This is a genomic window from Pseudodonghicola xiamenensis DSM 18339, from assembly GCF_000429365.1.
In the GTDB taxonomy this organism is placed as follows: domain Bacteria; phylum Pseudomonadota; class Alphaproteobacteria; order Rhodobacterales; family Rhodobacteraceae; genus Pseudodonghicola; species Pseudodonghicola xiamenensis.
The window spans coordinates 1-19,482 of the sequence record NZ_AUBS01000005.1; the positions used below are offsets into that span (position 1 = coordinate 1).

Annotated in this window: 20 protein-coding genes; 6 read left to right on the forward strand and 14 right to left on the reverse strand. The window is 62.4% G+C overall.

The genetic code is table 11. The annotated features are described in order from the left end of the window. On the forward strand, window positions 1–330 hold a 330-nt coding region (locus tag G455_RS23610), incomplete at its 5' end, for a transposase (RefSeq protein ID WP_035366374.1). On the opposite strand, the gene G455_RS23615 is transcribed toward G455_RS23610, so the two are convergent. The 8 genes from G455_RS23615 to G455_RS0107600 form a co-directional block, all read right to left on the reverse strand. Then, the gene (locus G455_RS23615) at window positions 315–1,922 is read right to left on the reverse strand and encodes a TniQ family protein (RefSeq protein WP_051312274.1); all 1,608 of its coding nucleotides are present in this window, start codon (window positions 1,920–1,922) and stop codon (window positions 315–317) included. The two genes, G455_RS23610 and G455_RS23615, sit on opposite strands and share 16 nt — an antisense overlap. 3 nt (window positions 1,923–1,925) lie before the next feature. Then, the gene (locus tag G455_RS0107565; protein ID WP_028093139.1) at window positions 1,926–2,906 is read right to left on the reverse strand and encodes a TniB family NTP-binding protein; all 981 of its coding nucleotides are present in this window, start codon (window positions 2,904–2,906) and stop codon (window positions 1,926–1,928) included. A 2-nt stretch (window positions 2,907–2,908) separates the two neighbouring features. Continuing rightward, the gene (locus tag G455_RS0107570; RefSeq protein ID WP_229861742.1) at window positions 2,909–4,990 is read right to left on the reverse strand and encodes a Mu transposase C-terminal domain-containing protein; all 2,082 of its coding nucleotides are present in this window, start codon (window positions 4,988–4,990) and stop codon (window positions 2,909–2,911) included. Between the two features lie 204 nt (window positions 4,991–5,194). Then, a complete protein-coding gene (locus G455_RS23620; RefSeq protein WP_035366376.1) occupies window positions 5,195–5,875 on the reverse strand; it encodes a PDDEXK family nuclease in 681 nt (226 codons plus the stop codon). A gap of 252 nt (window positions 5,876–6,127) precedes the next feature. Further along, entirely contained in the window at window positions 6,128–6,367 is a 240-nt protein-coding gene (locus tag G455_RS0107580) for a hypothetical protein (protein WP_028093141.1), read from the reverse strand. A gap of 130 nt (window positions 6,368–6,497) precedes the next feature. Then, entirely contained in the window at window positions 6,498–7,124 is a 627-nt protein-coding gene (locus G455_RS0107585; protein WP_028093142.1) for a hypothetical protein, read from the reverse strand. 443 nt (window positions 7,125–7,567) lie between these two features. Further along, window positions 7,568–8,815: a type II toxin-antitoxin system HipA family toxin gene (locus tag G455_RS0107595; protein ID WP_028093144.1), complete on the reverse strand. Its 1,248-nt coding sequence runs from the start codon at window positions 8,813–8,815 to the stop codon at window positions 7,568–7,570. Then, complete coding sequence (locus tag G455_RS0107600; RefSeq protein WP_028093145.1) at window positions 8,808–9,143, reverse strand: helix-turn-helix domain-containing protein; 336 nt, start codon at window positions 9,141–9,143, stop codon at window positions 8,808–8,810. Before G455_RS0107600 ends, G455_RS0107595 begins: the two co-directional genes overlap by 8 nt. A 435-nt stretch (window positions 9,144–9,578) precedes the next feature. Here G455_RS0107600 and G455_RS0107605 point away from each other — a divergent pair, with 435 nt between their 5' ends. The 4 genes from G455_RS0107605 (at window position 9,579) to G455_RS0107620 (ending at window position 13,172) form a co-directional block, all read left to right on the forward strand. Beyond that, window positions 9,579–10,451 (forward strand): LysR family transcriptional regulator, encoded by an 873-nt coding sequence (locus G455_RS0107605; RefSeq protein WP_028093146.1) that lies wholly within the window; start codon window positions 9,579–9,581, stop codon window positions 10,449–10,451. Window positions 10,452–10,637: 186 nt separating this feature from the next. After that, window positions 10,638–11,615, forward strand: a complete 978-nt coding sequence (locus G455_RS0107610) for a DUF1852 domain-containing protein (protein ID WP_028093147.1) — start codon at window positions 10,638–10,640, stop codon at window positions 11,613–11,615. Between the two features lie 25 nt (window positions 11,616–11,640). Next, window positions 11,641–12,681 carry a methionine synthase gene (locus G455_RS0107615; RefSeq protein ID WP_028093148.1) on the forward strand — a complete coding sequence of 347 codons (1,041 nt, stop codon included), beginning with the start codon at window positions 11,641–11,643 and terminating at the stop codon, window positions 12,679–12,681. Continuing rightward, the gene (locus tag G455_RS0107620) at window positions 12,678–13,172 is read left to right on the forward strand and encodes a flavin reductase family protein (protein ID WP_028093149.1); all 495 of its coding nucleotides are present in this window, start codon (window positions 12,678–12,680) and stop codon (window positions 13,170–13,172) included. The genes G455_RS0107615 and G455_RS0107620 overlap by 4 nt, the downstream gene beginning before the upstream one ends. A gap of 194 nt (window positions 13,173–13,366) precedes the next feature. Here G455_RS0107620 and G455_RS0107625 read toward each other — a convergent pair whose 3' ends face one another. After that, window positions 13,367–14,530: an S-(hydroxymethyl)glutathione dehydrogenase/class III alcohol dehydrogenase gene (locus tag G455_RS0107625; RefSeq protein ID WP_028093150.1), complete on the reverse strand. Its 1,164-nt coding sequence runs from the start codon at window positions 14,528–14,530 to the stop codon at window positions 13,367–13,369. 122 nt (window positions 14,531–14,652) lie between these two features. Between G455_RS0107625 and G455_RS0107630 the strand changes: the two genes are divergently transcribed. Further along, entirely contained in the window at window positions 14,653–15,675 is a 1,023-nt protein-coding gene (locus G455_RS0107630) for a GlxA family transcriptional regulator (RefSeq protein WP_051312276.1), read from the forward strand. 50 nt (window positions 15,676–15,725) lie between these two features. Here the strand turns inward: G455_RS0107630 and G455_RS0107635 are convergent, their stop codons facing one another. From G455_RS0107635 to folE2, 5 genes are read right to left on the reverse strand one after another with little or no spacing between them, the layout of a single operon-like run. After that, a complete protein-coding gene (locus G455_RS0107635) occupies window positions 15,726–16,364 on the reverse strand; it encodes a DUF1826 domain-containing protein (RefSeq protein ID WP_035366378.1) in 639 nt (212 codons plus the stop codon). Next, window positions 16,364–16,849 carry a hypothetical protein gene (locus G455_RS0107640; RefSeq protein WP_028093153.1) on the reverse strand — a complete coding sequence of 162 codons (486 nt, stop codon included), beginning with the start codon at window positions 16,847–16,849 and terminating at the stop codon, window positions 16,364–16,366. Before G455_RS0107640 ends, G455_RS0107635 begins: the two co-directional genes overlap by 1 nt. Then, window positions 16,850–17,335, reverse strand: a complete 486-nt coding sequence (locus G455_RS23625) for a Zn-ribbon domain-containing OB-fold protein (RefSeq protein ID WP_084437024.1) — start codon at window positions 17,333–17,335, stop codon at window positions 16,850–16,852. Between the two features lies 1 nt (window position 17,336). Beyond that, window positions 17,337–18,521 (reverse strand): thiolase domain-containing protein, encoded by a 1,185-nt coding sequence (locus G455_RS0107650; RefSeq protein WP_028093154.1) that lies wholly within the window; start codon window positions 18,519–18,521, stop codon window positions 17,337–17,339. Beyond that, window positions 18,518–19,456 (reverse strand): GTP cyclohydrolase FolE2, encoded by a 939-nt coding sequence (folE2, locus tag G455_RS0107655; protein ID WP_028093155.1) that lies wholly within the window; start codon window positions 19,454–19,456, stop codon window positions 18,518–18,520. Before folE2 ends, G455_RS0107650 begins: the two co-directional genes overlap by 4 nt. Between the last annotated feature and the right edge of the window lie 26 nt (window positions 19,457–19,482).

Sequence of the window (19,482 nt, forward strand, 5' to 3'; positions counted from 1 at the left end):
GTCGAAACCTACGGTGTGAAATGGGACAAGGCGGTGGCCAAGCTGGTCAAGGACCGGGACGCGCTGCTGACCTTCTACGACTACCCGGCCGAACACTGGAAGCACATCCGCACGTCAAACCCGATCGAAAGCACCTTTGCCACCGTCCGGCATCGCACGAAACGCACCAAGGGCTGCCTCAGCCGCAAGACCGGACTGGCCATGGCATTCAAGCTGATGATGTCAGCGCAGGCAAAATGGCGCAAACTCGACGGCCGGAACCGCCTGCCCGAAATCATCCAAGGGGTTGAGTTCCGCGACGGCCTCCGCCACGTTCAAATCGCCGCCTGATCAGGCGTCACCAACTTCTGCGCATATCTCCCTCGAGAGGGATCGAACCCGAGAATGATGAGCGCCAACTCCCCACTCATCCCAGGACGCGGAAGCGCAAGCTTCGACTTGATCTCCTGAGGATCCACGAGAACGGCCGCCAGGCCAGCTGCACCAGCTAAGCGACATGCACGGTGCAAGCGCCCCTGCAGCAGCATCGATAGAATGACGGACAGCTTCACCCTCCCCTTCTCTGCAGCCTTGGCAAGCGTCACCAAGGTCGTCGGCTTCTCCGCGACTTCGGGAAGGCACACCTGCATCCGCTCCAGGAAGGCCGCCATCTCCAGCCCATCGACTGCCTTGCTCATTTTACTGGAAGCCGCCTCAACCTCCGTCAGCCGCGTGAGCGCACCGATTTCAAGAAGGGCTGCGACCATGGGGCGGGACGCACCCAGCAACTCCGGCAGGCGACTGACCGGCACAGCATGCTTCAGCATTCGAATGGACGCGTGCGCTTCGTCGTAGCGCAGAAAGATATGACCGCACGGGGCCTCCCGGTCAGAGGCGGAAATGGCCCCTTGGTCGGCGAGCAGGTTCCGGAGCGTCATCGGATGTACGAGTTCTCCGGCCGCGATCTTGGCCACACTGCTGACACGGGGGGCCTCAACAGGGCTGCCCAAGAGGATCTGCCCTTTTGTCAGGGGCACCGTGTCGAGGATGTGCTCCCGCAGAAGAGGGCGGATGGCCCCGGGATCCTTGGTCAGCCGCGATGCGGACATCCAAGCATAGAGCATGCCATAAGCTGTCTTGGGATGCATGGAGCCGGGATTGGTCTCGGAACGCTTCAACAGATCCATAAAGGTGGTACGGATCGCCGCCTCCCCCTCGCTCATCACCGTCCACCCCGCGCGGCCGGCTTCATCCCACATGCTCTCGGTCATGTTGGAGGCCTTCTGCCCAGCTCCGAACGCGATGACCGCACCCAGCATTTCGGTGGCACGGACGCCCTGCTCGATCCCCTGGCCATCAAGCCATGCGGGGCCGGAAGCGCCCGCTAGCCTCGCGACGACATAGTCCTGCAGCGGCGAAGGCCGCAGCGAGGCGTTAGGTCCGACCGCCAGCGCATCTTTCTCCCAAGGCAACGCCTGAAGTTCATGCGCACCGTCGTCCCATTTCCCGCCGCGGTGGCTGAGCAACGGGATCTGATGCACGGGACACACCCTGACCACGGACAGTGACCAGATCAAACGGTGCCGCCACTTGGTGGCGGGACGCGCAGCACCCGCGGCATCCTCGGCCAGGCAGGAGGGGCAGAAGCGGGTGACGGGCCCAGTCAGGAACTCCGCAGCGAAGCGCTCACCGCGGAGGGCATATTGCCGATAACCGAGCGCTGTCACAGCGTTATGCGCGACTGGTGCGCGCTCCTGCCCGGAGATCGAACACAGCCGCGCAAGCGCACACTCTTCGCCACGCTTCAAGGACCAGAGGTCGATGCCAAGGTCGTTCAAAAACGGCACAAGGCGCCCACCCGTGTGAAAGGCCGCGCTACGCGCGGCCCAGGAGAGCGGAGTTTCATCCGGATGAAACGGCAGGGGGGGAAAAAGCATCGCCATGGTTCAGCCCCTCCGCCGCGTCGAGACACGCAGTGCCACCTCGGAAGCCTGATCCAGGCGCAGAAGCCGATACTGCTCGGCATAGAACACGTTCTGGTCGGCAGGACACCCTTCATGCATGGCCCAGGCACGGGCGAAGTGATCGATCGTCAGATCGCTGGCCTCTGCGTAGAGGGCCACCTCGATCGCGCGCACGATCAGTTCGATCGCGCGCACGATCAGTTCGATCGCCCTGCCGAACCGGTAGCGCGCGCCATGGAATACCCGCCCGACAAGGTCAGCCTCGACCGGCGCACCGAGGCCTGCTCGTTGGCAGTAGTCGCCCACGATTTGCTGGAACAGGTCACCGTGCAATTCGGGAACCAACGCCGCAAAAGCGACCGTCGAGAAGCGCCGCTGAACCTGGGGGTCCGTCCGGACAACCTGCGCAAGCTCCTCGGTGCCGGAGAGGACAACGATCACAGCATCATCTCCCTGCATCAGGGACTTCAACGCGCGCAGAATGAGGTTTCTGTCCGCGCAAAACAGGTCGTGGGCCTCGTCGATCCACAGGACAACAGTACCCGTCACGCGCATGCGCTCGCGAAGGATTTGGACAAGCGACCAGACCTGCCGGGTCGGCGACACAGTTCCGTAGCCACTCTTCTCGAGCATCTCCAGCACCATGCTCTTGAGGGTTGCCGGGCTCGGTACGGAGCATTCCAGGAACCTCGGGCGGCCGTACTCCCCCTCTGCCAGGACAGGAAACTTCATCAGGGCGCGATGAACGAGGTGGGACTTGCCGCTGCCGGCGCCGCCCACGACCATGATACCGCGCGTTTCATTGGTCCGGGTGAAGCGGATCGGCTCGGGGGAGAGTTCCCCCTCGTCGTCGCGTTTCAGGAGGCGCGCGAGTTGGCCCGTCAGCTCGGTATCCATATCGGAGCCAACGTGGAGGCTCCGAAGATGTTCGAGCGCACGTGCGGTTTGAGCGTGATGCGACATGATCAGTCCTCTTCGATGTTCAGGGTCGTCTGGGTCTTGGGCGCGCTGCCGGCACGTTTCGCCGCGGTGCGCTGCGCCGGAGGCGCGGCATCGGCGGGCTCGACGTGATCGCGAATGGCACGGCCCAGCTCGTTGTCGTTCTGCGGGCTGGGGGCGCGGTCGTGGAATTCCACACCCGCGAGCACTTTCCTTTCCGCACGTTCGATGGCGTCGCCAGACCAGTCCTCCAGGTTCAGGCTCGCCGCAGCCATGGCTGCCTCGTTGCGCTCTTCGATCGCCTTGATGGCCTGACGGACCGCCGGCAGATCCAGCCGGTTCGACTTCGGGTTGCCGGCACGAACCGTGCGGGTTGCCGTCAGCCAGGTTTGAGCGGAGACCCCTTCGAGGCTGGCGTCAACAGACGGCACCTCATGCCACCGATCTCCCAGCTGAACCGAAACGGCTCCGATATCCTTGGGATGCCAGCGGACATTGACGGTGCAGCTGTCCTCACGACGGAGCCAGGTCGCCAGTTTCTCGGAGTGATAGCGGACCTTGAGGATGGTGATCCCGGTCTTGTCCAGCGTAGCGGTCTTGTGCTGACCGAACACAGTGCGCGCGGTGTGCATGTCCGGCGGAGGCATCACACCCCATTGCGTGCTCAGGCGACGCCAGCAGGCGATGGGCGTCTCTCCGTCCAGCCCACGGTGAGGCGTGTTGTGGTAGATGTCGACGACCCAGCGAACCAGCGCAAAGGTCAGATCATCTACGGTCAGCGCCGCGCGTTTGGTCGGGTCAGAGTCGCCTTTCTCCAGATTGTTGGAGAAGGTACGGCCAGACAGGCGCGGCATCAGATCCAGGACGAAGGTCTTGAACACACGTTCGATCGTGCCGCGAACTTCCGGAACGCCGTTGATGGCGATTTCCGTGGCGATCGCCAGATCGGCGCATGCGAACCGAAAGCGTTCAGACTTGAATGCGGCACCGCCGTCCGTAACGATCAACTCGGGCCGACCATGCATGTCCCAGGCAGTAAGCGCACCGACGGCGTCTGCCCACTTGCCCTTGTTCGTCATGATCATCTGCACCGCCTGCGTTGCGGCCTCCCCCCCGGGTTCCCGGCTCAGCACCATGGAGAGAATGCAGCGCGTGGTGCAGCAGATCGCGGCGGTGATCCACCAACGCGCCTTCTTCTTGTCGAGGCCCAAGGCTGCCCTCTCCTCGTCCGTCAGGAGATCGTACATGCCGGAGCTTTTCATGAGTGTAATAAGGTCGATCTGCCATTCGTCGATCTCCACCCGCTGAAGCGGTCGCGCGAGATACAGTCCTTCAAACACCGGGCGGTATTTCTTCCGCGCCGCGGCCTCGCCTTCCCGGGCCAAGGTCACCTGGAAGGGGTCGAGTTCGCGCACAGCGCGGCGAACCGTCTCACGGCTTGGCGTGGTCCACACACCCAGCCCAGCTTTCACACGTTCGGCATTCCGCTCGGCGAAGGCGATTTGGACGCCTTCATGGATCATCTTGATCGTCGGCTTCTCGGGCGAAAGATACTTCCGCACCTCGGTCATGAGCAGGCCGATTGCTCCAGAGCCCATCACCCGGGTACGGTTGCCGCGACGATGCATGGCATCGGCCAGCCCGATCAGCCCAAGCTCTTCCTTCGCGACCAGCCAACGGCGCAACGTACGGGGAGAAGGCGCTTCGTCAAAGTTCCGCGAGATGTCGAGCCTGTGGTCGCCAGCGCGGGTATCCTTCCCCGCATACTCCAGGGCCTTGCCCTTGATCAGCACCATGTTGGCGCCAAGGCTTTCATCCGTCATCTTGATCAGGCCATCGCGGCGCAGTTCCAGCAGCGCCTCGCAATAGGCGTCCTTCTTCGAAAGGCGCGCATGGCTCTTGAACGGCAGATCGTTCACGAAACCCGCAGACTGAACCAGGCGCTTGCGAGCAGAGGCAACATCGTAGTAGCCGGTCTCGACGCGGATACGTCCCTGCGCCCCCAAGCGGCTCAACTGTCCATGCGTATACGCCTGGGCGAGACCGACACTGTCATCGGCACCGAAGACATACCCGTCTTCGGATTGGTGAATGACCTTGCAGGCCATCCCGTTGATATGCACCCGGTCAAACTTTCCGAAGGCATAGCGTGCGTTGTCGATATTGAAGTTGAGTTCCATTTTCTTTCCTTTGGTGGTGTCCGGTCGTTCCGGAATTTGAGCGCGCGGATAGAACCCACTGCCTATGCGCAGTCGGTCCGCCGCAGCGGTTGATGGGGGATGATTGGTGGAGGGTCTGAGGCGGCGCTGCGGTTAGTGCAGCGCCATCACCCTGATGACCTGGGAGGTTTCGTTGATCTTCTCCTGGCGCAGGAGTTGGAGGTGCCCCGATCCGATGTGACGGACCACGGCGCGCAAGCCGGTACCCTCCATCCCGATCCGGTCACGCAGGGCCCCGATCGTCTCGACGCCGCGCATTGCACCGATCACCTCGGCAGCCGCCTGATCTGCGTCAGGCTCCGCGATGCGCACCGAGTGAAGGTGCGTGGCGTTGTGAAGGGCGACAGGGCACACATCATGCTCGGTGAAGAGGCGAAAGTCGTCGAACACACCCTGGGAGAGCGACTGGTGCTTGACCCTGGCCAGTTCGTCCTCGTACCCGGCGCTGACACGATGGATCGGACGCACCGCGTAGCCGATACGACGGCCGTCACGCAGCCGGCAGACCAGGTCGACATAATGGGTGTAGCATTCCCTATCGGCATCATACCATTCAAAGGCCTGCTGCTCGACGAGATCGACCGTGGAAGGCGCATAGCGAAGGATGAGTGCCACCTTCTTCTCAAGGTTGCTTTCCAGGCCGACGCCGCGTCCGTGGCCTTCGCCAAAAGTAATATGTCCCGTAAAGTGGGACTTCGATGCGACCTGAGTGCTGCGGTCGCCAGCGCTCACCTCGGGCAAGCGAATGCCGCCCGGCAGAAAGGGATAAGACATGATTTCTCCCGCCCCGAGAAATTAACATTCTCGGGCTATGTCGATCTTGGAAATGCGCGGAGAGCCGTCCTTGTCCTGGCGACAGCATCATGCTAATCGGCAGGTGCAACACATGGATCGGGCTTTCGCACGGTTCATTCGGGCGCCAAGCGCCTATATCTGGTTTTGGGTGTTTGAGCCTCTTTGGACAGTTTCTTCCGATGAGCGCCTGTAACCTGATTGGAACTGAGAGATCAGAACCGCGTCAGGAGATCAGCCGCATATTCGGGAATTGCCCATAAGAGACACTGGCACCACCTGTCCAGCCCGCCGGGAGAGCGGGGTTTCGGGGGCCGAATTTTCGCAAATTCCGGCCTCAAGATCGGAAAGGCGCTCGCCCCCGATTTTCAGATCATCCAGCAGATTTTGCGAAAAGATGACCGGAAGTTCTTCAGCACCGCCCGAAACGCGGGCGTTGTGAGCTTCAGAAATTTTTTGAATGGTCATTTTCATCGGGATAACTCTGTGGATAGTTGAGAACGCACGCCAATTCGGCGGCGCACATCATGAAATCACTCCGATTTCGCGAATCGAATTCGGCAAATCATTCCGCTTTCCGGGCCGAAAAGGCGCCGGGAGTCGGTCAGGACGCGCCGCTGCGGGCGAGCTGCGACAGCCGCCGGAAGAGCTTGTCGGACAGGATCGTCCGCCGCTCCCACTCCGGTGTTTTCAGGTCCCTGGCAGCATCCCCGAACCAGAGCTTCAGACTGCCCTTGTCGGATCGGTGCGAGAACACGGCATGCGGCCCGTTTGAGCTGACCTCGACAGAGACCGGGGCAGAGTTGAACCCTTCGTCTTCACCATTGAACCCCTCCTCGAGCCAATGACCGCAAAACGCACCAAAGGTACGGTGCAGCTCCAGGCCAGCGACAGGCAGCCGGTTCAGGACATCGAGCAGCTTGCTCTCCCCTCCCCCATCGCAGTTGGCTTCCCACTGGATATGGCCGTCAAGAAACAGGTTCCCGCGCACAAGCTGAAGCTGTGAGAGTTCCCGCACGACCTCAGGCGCATCCTTGGTCTCCAGCGCCATGACCAGAGCCAGGGTGAGATGAAAGATATCTTCCCCGGTCATATCCGCCGCCGCCCGGCCACGGCCGCCAGGCGTGCGCAGTCCGGCCCGCGCCATGGCACGCGTCATCGCGTCGACCTTGTTGGGGTTCAGGTCGAACCGCTGGGCAAGCGCCCGCACCATTTCCCCTTTCGTCGCCATGAAAGCTGTCCTCGTGAAGTGTCCTTGGGAGCGTTATGCCACCCGACAGATCACGCGTCAAGTTTACGGTAAAAGTTTTTCCGTAAAATATGCAGCCGCCGCCCGCGCCCTGAGCTTACGCCCCGCGCGCCTCGAGCGGCGCACCGCAGCACCGGCACACCGGGCGCTTCGCCTTCAGCTCCTCAAGGCGGTGCAGCGGCGCGCTTTCCACAAAGCGCCGGACCCTCTCGGGGTCGACGCGGGCACTGCGCGCAGACTCCCGGTAGACCAGCCAGCAATGGACTGACCCCACGACGCTGATCACCATGCCAGCTATGCAGATCAACGGACCAATCATGGGCTTCCCTTTCTGAAGGTCATCCTGGGCGCAAGCAAATGGAACGCGCCCTCAAGAGGCTGCACCCTGACCGATGGCGTGTCAAATCCGCAGCAGCATGGTCGTGTCATAGAGCCAGCGCACGCTGCAGATCTTCATGCTCGAAGGCGCTGGCCATGCGGTTGATCTCGGCCGAACGCGCACCGACCGACCTCGCGGTCTCGCGCCAGGTGGCGGTGACTGTGGCCACCTCCCTGATGATTGCGCGCGCCTGGGCGAGCGTCAGGGCGAAGTATCCCGACGCCTCTTCCAGCAGGTCGAGCGAACAGGTGCCCTCGTCGAGATCGATATTGGTGGTCAGCACCCGCGCCTTGATGTCAGTCGGCACCGGATTGAGATCGTAGGCCGGCGACAGCGACCATCCCGCCCTGCCACGCCAGAGGAAGCCGTGGTTGCGCAGATGATCGTCGACATTGGAGATCAGCACGCTGAAGACGACGCGGCGATACAGGGCTTGGGCATCGGTCTTGCCCTGTGCGCCATGCTCAGCCAGAGCGTCGACGATCTCGGGATAGCTTCCGCGTTCGCCATCCCTGGCGCCCATCATCGCCATCGCTGACAGGAACGGGATCCGCACGGCGCCCTCGCGATCGAACCGCCGCGACAGCATGACCTTCTTGCCCGCCACATCGACGAGTTCGTGGTGCGGCGTGACGATACCGGCCTGGCCGGCCAGTCGGAGGGCAATCTCCTCCCATGTCTCCATGCTGTATTCGTCGGTTTCCTTCGGGAACTTGGCAATGGAAAGATGACCATGCTGATCGATGACCGAGGCCTTCGGACGCGCGCCGCCCAGCGACGAGCCAGGCGCAAAGATGAGCTGGAGGTCCTCGTCGGTTTCCTCATCCCGCAGGATCCGTTCGGTGACCTGAAGGAGACGCCCGAGTTCGATCAGGGCCGGAACCCCCGCGCGGATCGGTGCGAGGAACGACTCCTCGTCCACCCGCCGGAAGCGAAGCGCGCCAAGCCGGGTCTCGTCGGCGACACCCAGAAGATAATCGCTTTCGGTCAACGTGCGCACGGCGCGGCGATCCCGTTCGGCGCTGCGTCGCTCCGAACGTTGCATGAGACGGCGTCCCCAGGTGTCGGGCGCGGAGTCGCCAATTGAGCCAAAGGTCGACAGCCCCGCCGGTGGCGCAAAGGCGCCACGCGTAATGGGGAGAGCAGGCTCAAGCGAGAACCGCTCCGCATCCTTGAGCCATGCCGGATCGTACTCGAACAGGATGGTCTCACCACCGCGGACACGGTTGCTGTGCGCCAATCCGACAGGATGCAGGCGGCCATTCAGATCGACGTGAACCTCGAAATCAGCCATCGCGCGACGGTCCCGCTGGCCGCTTGAGATGGACATTCTTCGGCAAGTCGGCACTGGCCAGAGCCTGGCCGACGCTGTCGTTAGCGATATCCGCCACCTGACTTAGCCCATCCAGCAGCCCAAGCGCCTGGAGGACGCTGGCATAGATGCCTATGCTGACGCTGGTGTCTCCAGCCTCGATCTTCTGGAGCGTCGACCGCGACGTGAAAGCGCGCTCTGCCACGACCGCCATGGGTAGTCGGCGCCGCCGCCGGGCGTCCTGGATGTCCGCGCCAAGCTTGCGCAGCGCGCGCCGCACTGCGGCCGGAGGGTTGTGAGGTGTCGGCATTTGTCATCTTTGCGCTACATAATAAATGAATATGTAGCACGAAGATTACAATCTTTGAAATAGAGAAAGTCAGGCAGCCAGCGTCAGCTGCGACCTGAATCGCTTGCGTCAGAGATAGCAGCATACCTCGGGCCATGCGATTACCCGCCGTGCTACCGCAGGCTGTCGAGCAAAGAAGGAATGACCGCCCACAGAGCGGACAAAGCGACGCGCGAGCAGGACAACAAAACTTGCCTGCCGTGCGCCGCCGCCTCAGTGCAGCTTTGCTGTGGAGTTGGTGCAAGTTAGGAATTCAGACTTTCCGACATCGGACACCGCTGAAGAACCGCGACGTGCCGATCATCCCAGTAATTCGAACCTTCAAGTGCGTTGCCATCCTTTTCATGACATGGAAGGGTACGTAAATCGCCATGCCATGAAACCAAGTCAAGAGACATGCTCGACATTCAACCCCTCGCGATCCTGCGCGAAATCGACCGGACCGGAAGCCTGACCGATGCCGCAGATCGGCTGAACCTGACCCAGTCGGCCGTCAGCCATGCCATCCGCCGCTTCGAGGAGCGGTACGGGGTGAAGCTTTGGGAGCGGGAGGGGCGCAAGCTGCGCCTCACGCCGACGGGTGAGTATCTGTTGAGCCTGGCCGCGCGCGTCCTGCCGCAACTTGAACACGGCGCCACCGTGCTGGAGGATTTTGCACGCGGACGGCGTGGGGCGCTTCGGGTCGGGATGGAGTGTCATCCCTGTCAGGACTGGCTGATGCGGATCGTCGACCCGTTTCTCGCGGCCTGGCCGGATGTGGATCTTGACGTCACCTCAGCCTTTCAGTTCGGGGGGCTCGCCGCGCTGCTGGGACACGAGATTGATCTGCTCGTCACCCCCGATCCGGTCGAGCGTCCGAGCCTCGAATATCGACCGGTGTTCAACTACGAGCTGGTTCTGGCCGTGGCCGATGATCACCCGCTGGTCCGCAAACGGCAGGTCACGCCCTCCGACATGGCGCGCGAGACGCTCATCACCTATCCGGTCGCGCGCGAAAGACTTGATATCTATACCAAGTTCCTCGTACCCGCCCACGCCCTGCCGCGCCGGCATCGCACGGTCGAGACGACCGACCTGATGCTGCGACTGGTGGCGTCGGGGCGCGCGGTCAGCGCCACGCCCGACTGGCTGCTCAGAGGTGCCAAAGGCGTGACGGGCGTGCGCATCGGCTCCGGCATTCCGAAGTCCATCCACGTGGGCTATCGGACGGGGACAATGCCGGGCTATCTTGAAGGGTTCATGCAACTGGCAGAATCTGTCGAGATCTGACGGCGCGACCGTGGCCATCGGGTTGCTGACCCGCCCCTCTTTTCATGACAACTCGTCATGATACTCAGATAATAAGTCATTTTTATTCATGTCACAACTGCGGCAGAAGAGGCCATTGCCAGACGTGCAGGGCCGCCCGCGCTCCGCCACCGGCTTCGTGAACACGGACAGGAGACCCGGACCGCCATGACCGAACCCTTCGCATTCCAGATCAAGAGCCAAAGGTTCAACGAAACCTACACGCCCGAAAGCGGGACGCGGCTGACCACGAATTTCGCGAACCTCGCGCGCGGCGAGCACCGCCAGCAGAACCTCGCGAATGCGCTGCGCATGATCGACAACCGGTTCAACGATCTGGCCAGCTGGGACAACCCGCAGGCCGACCGCTATGCGGTCGAGTTGGACATCGTCTCGGTTGATCTGGATTTCGATGGCAGCGGCAAGGCCTTCCCGGCGATCGAGGTGCTTCAGACCACGATCCTCGACCGCAGGACCGACCGCCGCGCGCCGGGCCTGGTCGGCAACAACTTCTCCTCCTACGTCCGCGACTACGATTTCAGCGTGGTGCTGCCCGGGCACAACAAGGACCACGAAAGCTTTTCCCTGCCCGACGACTTCGGAGAGCTGCATGGCCGCATCTTCAAAGCCTTCGTTACCTCGGAGGCCTTCAGGGCGCGGTTTCGCAAGCCGCCGGTCATCTGCCTGAGCGTCTCGGAAACCAAGAGCTACGAGCGCACCGCGAACAGCCACCCCGTGCTGGGTGTCGAATATGTCCCCAGTGGCGCGTCCTTGACCGAGACGTACTTTGCCAAGATGGGCCTCAAGGTGCGCTACTTCATGCCATCCAAAAGCGTCGCGCCGCTGGCCTTCTACCACGCAGGCGACCTGCTGAACGATTACACGAACCTCGAACTGATCGCCACGATCAGCACGATGGAGGCCTTCCAGAAAATCTATCGGCCCGAGATCTACAATGCCAATTCCGCGGCGGGCGAGATCTACCGGCCCAGCCTTACGCACCAGGATTTCTCGCCGACCCGCGTGGTCTACGACCGCGACGAGCGCGCACGTCTGGCGACCGAGCAAGGTAGATTTGCCGAAGAAGCCCTGATCAAGCCCTATCACGCGCGGTTGGCCGAATGGTCTGCCCAGTTCGCCGCCTGATCCAGAACCGATGAAAGACATGACCATGACCAAATTGCTTCCCACCTCCACCGCCGGCAGCCTGCCGAAACCTGCCTGGCTGGCCGAGCCCGAAAAACTCTGGTCGCCGTGGAAGATGGAGGGCGAGGCGCTGGCACAGGCCAAGCAGGATGCCCTGCGCGTGACTTTGGCCGAACAGCGCGACGCCGGCATCGACATCGTCAGCGACGGCGAGCAGACGCGCCAGCATTTCGTCACCACCTTTATCGAGGGGCTGGAGGGCGTCGACTTCGAACAGCGCGAGACGGTGCGCATCCGGGATCGCTATGACGCCAGCGTGCCGACGGTGGTCGGTGCCGTGGCCCGCCCCCGCCCGGTCTTTGTCGAGGATGCGAAATTCCTGCGCGGCCTCACCGATGCCCCGATCAAATGGGCCTTGCCCGGGCCAATGACCATGATCGACACGCTCTATGACGCGCATTACCGCAGCCGCGAAAAGCTGGCCTGGGAATTCGCCACGCTTCTGAACGAAGAGGCGAAGGAGCTGGAAGCGGCCGGGATCGACATCATCCAGTTCGACGAACCTGCCTTCAACGTCTTCTTCGACGAGGTGAACGACTGGGGCATGGCCGCGCTGGAACGCGCCATGGAAGGCTTGAAATGCCAGAAGGCCGTTCACGTTTGCTATGGCTATGGCATTAAAGCCAACACCGACTGGAAAGCGACGCTCGGCTCGGAATGGCGGCAGTACGAGATGATCTTTCCCGCCATTCAGCAATCCAGCGTCGATCTGGTCTCGCTGGAATGCCACAACAGCCACGTTCCGCTGGACCTGATCGAGATGCTGCGCGGCAAAAAGGTTATGGTGGGCGCCATCGACGTGGCAACCAACACGATCGAGACGCCCGAAGAGGTTGCCGCGACCCTGCGCAAGGCACTGCAATTCGTGGATGTGGACAAGCTTTATCCCTGCACCAACTGCGGGATGACACCCCTGTCACGGCAGGTCGCGCGCGGCAAACTTGCGGCGCTGAGCGCGGGAGCCGAGATCATCCGCCGCGAGCTGGGGGTGTCTGCGGCAGCATGACCCTCGCAACGGTAGACATTGACCCCCAGGCGCTGCGCGCATGCTGCGGCCGTTTCGCCACCGGCGTGACGGTCGTGACCACCCGCACGCCTGAGAGCGATCACGGCATGACCATCAGCGCCTTCATGTCGGTCTCGCTCGATCCGCCGCTGGTGTGCATTTCCGTCGGGACCGGGTCGCGGATGCTGCCAAAGCTGCGCGCCTCGGGGCGATATGCGGTCAACATCCTGGCCGAGGACATGCGCGCCCATGCCCTGCACTTTGCCGGACGGCCGGATGCGGCGCTGAGCGATCTGTTCGCGCGGCACGAGGATCTGCCCGTTCTGCGCGGTGCGGCTGCGGTGATCGTGACCCGTGTGGTGCAGGAGGTCGAGGTGGGCGATCATGTCCTTGTGATTGGCCGGGTCGCACACCTGGAGCAGTCGCCCACGGCCCGGCCGCTGCTGCATCACGCCGGTCGGTTCGGCGGCGTCAGTGCCCATGCGGCCTGAACCGCGACATAGGTATGTAGAAATCGATATCGTGGCCTGCCATGGCGCAGGCGACGATGCGTTTTTCCGGCACCAGACGGTTTCCAGTGCGATCGGAATCGCAGATGCTTCGATCCGCGCCTTGGAAGAGCCCGCGATGGTGGCGCGGACCCCTTCTGTTCAAGTCTCGAACATGAACATCTTGAAAGACGCTATCATACGGGCACGATCACGCCCGGCAGATTGTTCTTCACCATTGTCTCGCTCGGCTGGAAATGGATCACCGAGCGGATCGACTTTCCCGCATGCAGCAGATCAAACGCTGTATTGATCTGTTCATGGGTCATGTTGTGGGTGATGTAGGGGTCGACGTCGAAATCACCCCGCAGCCATTCATCCACCATGCCCGGCAACTGGCTGCGCCCCAAAACGCCACCAAAGGCCGACCCGCGCCAGACACGGCCGGTGACCAGTTGGAAGGGGCGCGTGGCAATTTCCTCGCCCGCGCCGGCCACGCCGATAACGGTGCATTCGCCCCATCCCTTGTGGCAGCATTCCAGCGCCGAACGCATGACGTTCACATTGCCGATGCATTCGAAGCTGTAATCGACACCGCCGTTCGTAATCTCGACGATGATGTCCTGGATCGGCTGGGAAAAATCGGCGGGGTTGATACATTCGGTCGCGCCCAGTTGCCGCGCCAGGGCGAACTTCTCGGGATTGGTATCGATGCCGATGATGCGCGATGCGCCCTGCATCTTGGCGCCCTGGGTAACCGCCATGCCGACCGCCCCCAGGCCAAAGACGGCAACGGTTGCGCCGATCTCGACCTTGGCGGTGTTGCGCACAGCGCCCATGCCGGTCGGGATGGCACAGCCCATGACGCTTGCCTTGGAGAGCGGCGCCTCCTTGCTGATCTTGGCCACGGCGATCTCGGGCAGCACGGTGTATTCCGCGAAGGTCGAGGTGCCCATGTAGTGATGGATCTTCTTGCCCTTGTAGCTGAAGCGCGAGGTGCCATCGGGCATCACGCCCTGCCCTTGGGTCTTGCGGATGGTCTGACAGAGGTTCGTCTTGCCGGACTTGATGTAGGGGCAGTTCGGATCCTCGGGGGTGTAGAGCGGGATCACGTGATCGCCCGGTTTGACCGAGGTCACACCGGCGCCGAGTTCCTCGACGATGCCGACGGCCTCGTGGCCGAGGACGGCGGGGAACAGCCCTTCGGGGTCGGCGCCCGAAAGGGTGAACATGTCGGTATGGCACAGGCTGGTGGTGACGATACGGATCAGGACCTCGCCTTCCTTAGGACCATCAAGGTCGATTTCCTCGATTTCCAGAGGGCGGTTCGGTTCCCAGGCGACGGCGGCGCGGATCTTCATGGTGCGTTTCCTTGTTGTCCAACTGATCGCAAGTGTTACACAGTAACACTTGCGACACGAGCGAACCGACCCACGCCATCTGGCCAGTCACCGCGCCATACTGGCCACCGCAGGACATGAGGATGCCGACAGAGCAGGAACGGAGCGAGGCAACGGATCAGCGACGCCAGGTAGCGCTGATCATCTACCCCGGCTTCAAGACGCTGGAGGCGACCGGGCCGCTGAGTGTGCTGGACTATGCCTCCCAGCATCTCGCCGCTGCTGGGCGTCCGGGCGGTTATGATGTGGTCGTCGCCGCACCGCAGGCCGGACCCGTTCCGTCAGACACGCTGATATCAATCGAGGCCACCGTGGCGTTGCGGGATCTGGCTGCCCGCGACACCGTGCTGATTGCCGGCTCCACCCGAATCGAAGAGGCACTGACGCGCGAAACGGTCCTGGTGACCTGGTGTCGGGAAAACGGCCGGCAGGTACCCCGCTGCGCCGCGCTCTGCACCGGGTCGTTCTTTTTAGCCGAAGCCGGCCTGCTTGACGGCAAGCGGGCGGCAACCCACTGGAAATACGCGGACCAGTTGCACCAACGCTTTGCTGAGGTTGACGTGGATGCCGACGCGATCTTCCTGCAGGCAGGCGGTTTCTGGACCTCGGCCGGAGTGACGGCGGCGATTGACCTGACCCTCGCCTTCGTCGAACAGGACTACGGTCGCGACATTGCGCTGGCCGTGGCGCGGGACATGGTGATGTACCTCAAAAGGCCCGGTGGCCAGTCTCAGTTCAGCACTCTGCTGACCGGCCAGATGTCCAACCAGACCGGAATGCGAGACGTTCTGACCTGGATGAACGAGCGGCTGGATCAGCCTTTGACACTCGAAGAGATTGCCTCGCAACAGGGCATGAGCGTGCGCAGCCTCACCCGCGCCTTCACGGCCGAAATCGGTGCCTCGCCCATGGCAACGCTGGAGCGCCTGCGCTGCGACCGGGCGAAGGCGCTGCTGCTCGATACCGACCTGCCGCTGAAGACCGTGGCCTACAGGGCGGGTTTTCGCACGGACGAACAGATGCGCAAGACCTTTCGGCGCCGGTTCTCTCTGTCGCCGCGCGACTACCGGGCGCGCTTCGCGACCTCGGGCACGCGGGCGGAATGATGCCTTGCGATCCTTGCCCCCGGAAACACGAAGCCCCGGGGGCGCGGCGCTCAGTGGAGGTACGCAACCTCGCTTGCCTGCGCGGGGTCTTCGACCGGATCGAGCACCAGTAGCAGTCGTGTTTCCCCGGTGCCGGCAATCGGCGGCGAGCGATGCAGAAGACCAGAGAGCGGGGCTTCCGGCCACCGTGTCCCGCGCAGGATGACGGGCGACCCGGTCGGGACGGTCATGACCTCGATGGGATCACTTCCATCGCCGAAGATCCCGTATTGCGTCCCCGTTCCCCGATAGGTGCAGATCAGCCGGGCCGTCACCGCGTCGACATGAAACTTCCGGCAGGCGTTGGTCTGCACAACGTCGAGGCGCAGCTGCAGGTAGGGGCAATCCATGACGTCGGAAAAGATCAGTGCCAGCGCCGACGCATCCTCGATCAGCATGTTGCGCTCCGGGCCCTCCGGGGTTCCGCAAAAGCGGGTGATCTCGGTCAGCGCATCGCACACCGCTTCGGACCTCAGGATAACGCGGGCGCGCGGCAATTGCTCTGGCGGCAACGCGTCGATCCAGTTTTGGAACCGGCTGAGCGGGCTCCGCTCCCAGAGTGTGGCCGCGGTACCGGGTCGGTGAATGGCCGATAGACCTTCGGGACTAGATCCAAAAGTCATGCATTGCTTCAGCTCTTCGGCGACCATCAGTTTGGTTCCGGCGGCAGGTAAGGCAGCGACGAGTGATGCAGGACGATGCGCAGCGTGCCGGTTTCGTCCTTCTTGTAGCCGAAGCTCTTGTCGACCGTGGTGACGGAGCCGTCCTTGTTGGTGAGCTTGATCCGTCCCATCCACATCGCGATATCGCCCTGGATGAACGTGGTGGAGGTGATGTTCTCGGTCGCACGCCAGCCCATGATCGCGAAACCGTTGTCGAGCGGATATTCCTCGGAATGGCCACAGAAATAGGCCAGGGCGCCGGCCTTTTTCGGGCGGAAGGTCTGTTCGCCACTCGACATGGTCGGTTTGAACAGCACGGGTCCGAGGTTGTACCCATAGTAGCTGTCCAGATTGGCCGACGCGACCTTGCGAGCGGCCTCGATGCCGCCCTCCTCGAAGGCCTTCGAGATGGCGATCTTGCCATTGCCCCATGTCACCAGGGCCTGTTCAATCTCTTCCTGCGTGATCTGCATCTATTTTCCTTCCATCTGTCTTTTGTCCAGAAACCGCGCCGTGGCTGGGCCTTGGTGCCCCAGGCCTGCACCGCCTCGTCCAGATTGTCCCTCGTTGCTGATCGGCGTGAACATCGGCAACAGCTGGCCGCTGGCACTTGGGACAAAGGTCACCTTTACAGGCTCCCCAATTTGAACACTGCTGACATCACACTCTGTCAGAGCGCTCAAAATGATCGGGCCCTCGGCCAGCTTGACATAGGCGATGCAGTGGGGCGCGCCGCAACGCTGTGTAATGCTGAAGGCATAGATCTTCCCTGCCCCGCTGGCCTCGAACCATTCCGTTTCCGGACGCCCGGTAAAGGGGCTGATCCGCCGCGGGGGATGAAAGGCACGTCCCGAACCCAGGCAGCGCTTCAGCAGCAGACGACCTTCGTTGGCCGCATCCCAGAACTCGGCGGTTTCCGACGTCGGCTCCGGGGCGATTGGAAGCGTGGTTCCGCTCATTTCAAACCCTTTCAAGAATGAGAGTTGCGCTGCCGTGCCGGGACGCGAGCTGTCCTCCGGTGCCATGCACAAGAGCCAAGCCGCAATCGGGCACCTGCACTGCCGGATGCGCCTCGCCGCGGAGCTGCCGCACCGCCTCGATCAGCTTCGTCATGCCCCCTCGATTGCCGGGATGATTGCTGCAAAGGCCGCCGCCATCCGTGTTGATCGCAAGTCGGCCAACCCCGGCAATCAGGTTTCCGTCTGCCACGAACCGACCGCCCTGGCCGACCGGACAGAACCCGAGGTTTTCGAGTTGAACGAGCACAGTGATCGTGAAGCTGTCGTAGATCGACGCATAACGAATGTCCTCTGGCCTCACACCTGCTTCGGCGAAAGCCTCTGCGCCCGATTTCACGCCACCGGACTCGAGAATGTCGAAATAGCCTCCGTTCAGATGCTTGACCGTGAATCCCGCTCCTGTTGGGGTGATCATCGGTCGGTCGAGCGCTCGGGCCACGTCCGGGTGGACAATGACCAGAGCCCCTCCGCCGTCGCTGATGACGCAGCAATCCAACCGGTGCAAAGGGGTTGCGACCATCGGCGAGGCGAGGACATCCTCCACCGTCACGACCTGGCGAAGCATCGCATTGGGATTGTGCTGCGCGTGGTGTGACGCGGCAACCTTGATCCAGGCAAGTTGTTCTGGCGTGGTCCCATGTTCGTACATGTGCCGAGCAGCCACCATCCCATACATGTTGGTGACAACCGGGCCATAAGGCAGTTCAACCTGCGCTTCATGCGCCGATTGTGTCTGCTCTGCATGCATGCGCTCGGGCGAGAGGCGCTCAGCCCGGGGACGACCCGCTTGGGTGATCAGCGCGACCCGGCACTTGCCCGCCACGATGGCCTGAACGGCATGGGAGACATGGTTGATATAGGCCGATCCCCAGCTTTCCGTGGTGTCTAGATGCCGGAGATCCAGCCCGAGGTATTCAACCATCGAAAATGGGCCACAGCCCGGCGCGTCCCAGCCCGCCACGTCGCCCGCACAGAAGTATCCATCAACATCGCTGAGGGTGAGCCCTGCATCGGCCAGGGCGCCGACGGCAACTTCGGCATGCAATTGCGCGAGCGGAATACGCGTCGCGTCACGGGTATGATGCTCGTAGGCGCCGACGACAAATGCCTGGTTCCTCAGGGTCATGGCGCCCCTCGCAGACCCTCTGCCAAGCTCCCCGCCGCGTCCGGTTCGGCCCAGGCGACCGCGTCATGGGGATGAAGGCTCTCGATATGGCGCACATGGACCTTCGGCGCATGGAACCCGTCCAAGGCACAGGCGATACGCCGCGCAGCATCTTCGACAAACATCAGGTTGCGCCCATTGAGCACCGCAAAGGCCTGCTCATCTGCGCGCTTCACGCCTGTCTGTACCGGGGTCTGTACGGCCGCTTCGATCTGATCAATAAGGGCGACCAACCCGAGCCGATCCTCTCGTTCAGGATCTTGGGAGACCGAAACCCGGGCCTCACTGCGCTGACTATGGGGCGTCGCCGCAGTTGCGTGTATGTTAAGCCATGCCGCGATCTCATCCGGGCTTACCTCTTTGCGACCCGCAAACGCCTCCCGAAAGGCCTCTGCGACCACCTGTCGCGAAAGCGCGGCCGAGCAGGGACAGGTCGAGGAGTAAACAACGCAGACCTCGGTCCGGCAGGAAAACCTACCCTTGATCAGGCTTGTATCGATCTGCACCGGATAGGACTTCCAACCGGCCAGATCATCAGTCACCAAGGCGGGCCGGCGGATCAGTAGGTTGAACTTTATGCGCAGCCGCGCATTGCCGCTGCCACAATCGGCATGGCTGTCGAGCATGCGACGAAGAAGCCCCTCGAGAGCGCCAGGTGACACGGCTGTGTCGGCGCCGAACGCATCGAGCAGTCGATAGAGCCGCGACATATGGATGCCTTTGGCTTCCGGGCGCGGTAGGTCGACCTGCATATCGACACGGGCATGCAGCTTGGCCAGGCAATCGGGCTCCGAGATCTGCAGGGGCAAGTCAATGCCCTGCATCCCCACCCAGCCAAGAGGAAGCCGGGCGGAGGCAGTCTCGGAAAGCGAAATATCGGGAAGTTCGGCGTTCATATCCAGGTAAACCTGTTCTTTGATAC